The following is a 3,542-nucleotide window of genomic DNA, read 5'->3' on the forward strand; positions in this document are numbered from 1 at the left end:
TCCCTGGCCTGGGCCAGTTCGCCCTCCAGGCGTGTCAGGTCCGCGTTGGCGTCGGACCGAAACTTGTTCTGTCGCTCGGCGATCTGCAGCCGGAACTCGTTGGCCTGGCGCTTCATGCGCAGGATTTCGACTTCCGACATCAGGCCGCGCGCCGACAGAGGCTCGGACAGGCCGACCTCGCGCTCGGCCAGTTCCAGGCTTCGCTGCAGCGCCTGCACGCTGGCCGAAAGCGTTTGCCGGCGCGCATTGAACGCACGCGTCTCGTCGCTCACGATCGACGGCACGGCCTTGACATCGTCGGGGAAAGTCAGCGGCTCCTGGTAAGCCTCGGCGCGAAGCCGGGCAATCGAGGCCTTCATCGCCAGGACCTTGGATACGCCCTCGCGGTAGGACGCGCCGGCGCGCGTCGGGTCGATCTCCAGCAGGATCTGGCCCCGCTCGACGATGTCGCCCTCGTGCACGTTCATCGATTCCAGAATGCCGCCCTCCAGGCTCTGGATCACCTGCTCGCGGCTGGCCGGTATCACGCGGCCTTCGCCCAGCGTGATTTCCTCCACCCTCGCGAAGTGCGCCCACACCAGCGCCACCACGAGGATGAGGGCGACCAGGTACAGCACGAGCATGCTGCCCGGCGTCTTCTGGACCAGCATCGCCTCGCGGAGATCCTGCATGAATGCAAGATCTTCCTTGCGCGCCTGTCCGGTCGGGCCGGCAGCATGGCGGCGATCACCCTGGACCGCGGCCGGCGGGGCGGCCTTCACTTCGGGTGCCGGGTGTACTTGCTTGTTCTTCATGATTTCACCTTCGCCAATCTCGGTCGTCGTCCTGTTCAAGCGGCGGCCTTGTCATCGCTCGGCCCCTTGGCCCGCAAGCTCTCCAGCACCGCCTCCTTGGGGCCGTCCGCGAACACCCTGCCGTCGCCATCCATCACGACGATGCGGTCCACGAGTTCGAGCACCGAGAGCCGGTGGGTCGCCACGATCACGGTCTGGCCCTGGGTGGCGACCGCCATCCGTCGGAGAAAGTAGTGCTCGGTCTGCAAGTCCATGGAGCTGGTCGGCTCGTCCATCAGCAAGACGCGCGGGCGCAACAGAAGGCAGCGTGCCAGCGCCACCAGCTGGCGCTGCCCGCCCGACAGGCCTTGCCCCGCCTCGCCAATCGGCATGTCGAAGCCGCGCGGATGTCGCGCCGCGATGGCGTCGAGGCCCGTCAGCCGCGCCACCCGCAGGAATTCCTCCGTGGTCGCCGCGGGATTGCCGATGGTCACGTTGTCCTTGAGCGTGCCGTAGAAGAGGCGGGCATCCTGGCCCAGCATGCCCACGGCGGCACGCACGTCGGCAGGGTCGATCTGGCCGACATCGATGCCGTCCATCAGCACCTGGCCGCTGCGCGGCTGGTACAGCGCCGCCATCACGCGCAACAGCGTCGATTTGCCGCAACCGATATTGCCCAGCAGCGCGACGCGCTCGCCCGCCTTGAACTCCAGGCTGATGTCCTGCAGCACCGGCGGCGACGGCTGCATCGGCGGCGCCGGATAGGCGAAGTTGATCTTCTTCAGCGTGACGTGGCCCGCGAAATGGGGCTTGGCGAGATAGCGCCGCTCCGGCACCCGGTCGACCGGCTGGTCCATCAACTGGTTGAGCGACCGCAGCGCCGTCTTGGCCTGCTGGTAGCGGACCGCGAGTCCGACCACGGCCGCCAGCGGCGCGGTCGCGCGGCCGGCCAGGATCACCGTGCCGAAGAGCGCGCCCATGCTGAGCGTGCCCGCGTGGATCAGGTACACGCCCCACACCACGATCACCACCGTCTGCACCTGCTGGATCAAGGTCACGAGGTTCAAGGCCATGCTGGACAGCGCGCGGGATTTCATCGAGCTGGACGCAGCCAACGCACTGAGTTGCTCCCACTTCTGCTGCATCACGCCTTCGCCCCGTGCCGCCTTGAGCGACTCGATGCCTTCGATGGACTCGATCAGCAGGCCCTGCTTGAGCGAGCCTTCGCGCAGGTTCTCCTGCATGCTGCGCGCGAGCGGCCACTGGATGGCGATACTGATCATGACGATGACCGGTATGGCGAGCAGCGGCACCAGCGCGAGCGGCCCGCCGATCATGGCGATGATGGCAACGAACAGCAGGCAGAACGGCAAGTCGGAAAGCGTCGAGATCGTGGCCGAGGTGACGAAGTCGCGCACCGACTCGAATTCGCGCAACTGGTTCGCGGACGAACCGGCCGATTGCGGCTTGAACTCCATGCGCGTCGCCAGCACCTTGCGAAACAACGCGGAGCCGAGCACCAGGTCGGCCTTCTTTCCCGCCACGTCGACCAGATGAGCGCGTACATGGCGCGCGGCGAACTCGAACACCATCGCGACGATGACGCCGATGGCCAGCGACCACAGCGTCACGTAGGCGCCGGTCGGTACCACCCGGTCGTACACGTTCATCGTGAAGAAGGTGCTGGCCAGCGTCAGGACGTTGATCAGCAGCGCCGCCAGCGCCGCGCTGGCGTAGTAGCGGCGATAGCGCCAGAGCGTGGCGAAGAGCCAATGGCCTGCGCTCTCCTGCACCTGCGGCCCGGCACGATCGTCCAGGCGCGGCTGCGGCTTGGCGAGCAACGCATGCCCGGCGTAGAGCTCGTTCATCTCGCCGGCATTGAGGCGCACGCTGCCGCCACCCGCTTCCGGCAGCACGACGTCATAGGAAGCGGCGTTGCCCTTGCCATGACGGGCGACCAGCACGCAAGCACCGCCGTCCTTGCGCAGCAAAGCCACAGGCAGCAGATAGGAGAGCAGGTCTCCGACGTCCCGCTTGACCCAGCCCGCRCCGATGCCGGCCTGTTCCAGCACGCGCGCCGCAAGCGTGGGTGACAGTCTCGCGTCGCGCGGCAATCCCGCCTGCAAGGCGGCCGCGCTGATCGTCAGGCCATGGTAGACGCACAACCAATGCACGGCCCCCAGCAACGTATCCTGTCCTGCCTCCGCGTGGGACGCATGCTGCCCCTCCACAGGGCCGTCCTGCTTCATCACTGCTGCCATATCAATTCCTTGTTCGCGACGGTGTGGAACTCACCGTCGAGCTTTTCCGCTGGCAAGCTGCCAGGGGTCCGTGCCAACGGGCCCTGTTCCACTGCGGCCGCGCGGTCGCCCTCGGGCGGCGCGCATCACCATTGCAAGATCTGAAAAACGAAGCGATCGGGGCCGCCCAGGTCGCCCCGGGCGTCACTCGACGCGGCTGCCCGGCGCCTCCCGGCAGTGCACGACCGTGCTCGCACGGCTGATGACATAGCGCTGCTCATGGGCACCTGCCAGGAGGCGTTCGGCATCGGCACGGCGATAGGGTTGAGGGTCACCGCCGCCCTCCGACACCGCCACGAAGTAGGTCTTTCGGCCCTCGAGGTGGACCCGCGTCGCGGGATTCGACTTGCCTGCAAAGAGTGGGGCATCGCCGATATAGGCTTCCAGCGTGTGACTGCCGGGGTCCAGGCACAGGCGCGTGAAGCCATGGGGCAGCAGTGCGGCATGGAGCTGGCCGTCCACATAGACG

At 67.2% G+C, this 3,542-nt stretch carries 1 protein-coding gene and 2 pseudogenes; all 3 read right to left on the bottom strand.

Annotation, left to right across the window (positions count from 1 at the left end; all coding sequences use genetic code 11):
• Positions 1–794: pseudogene (locus AC1D2K_RS31985) on the bottom strand (hemolysin secretion protein D); the annotation flags it as partial.
• A gap of 35 nt (positions 795–829) precedes the next feature.
• Positions 830–3,034: a type I secretion system permease/ATPase gene (locus tag AC1D2K_RS31990; protein ID WP_478094122.1), complete on the bottom strand. Its 2,205-nt coding sequence runs from the start codon at positions 3,032–3,034 to the stop codon at positions 830–832.
• 183 nt (positions 3,035–3,217) lie between these two features.
• Positions 3,218–3,542, bottom strand: a pseudogene (locus tag AC1D2K_RS31995) (OmpA family protein); the annotation flags it as partial.

The organism is Variovorax sp. P1_H12_2 (genome assembly GCF_056405335.1).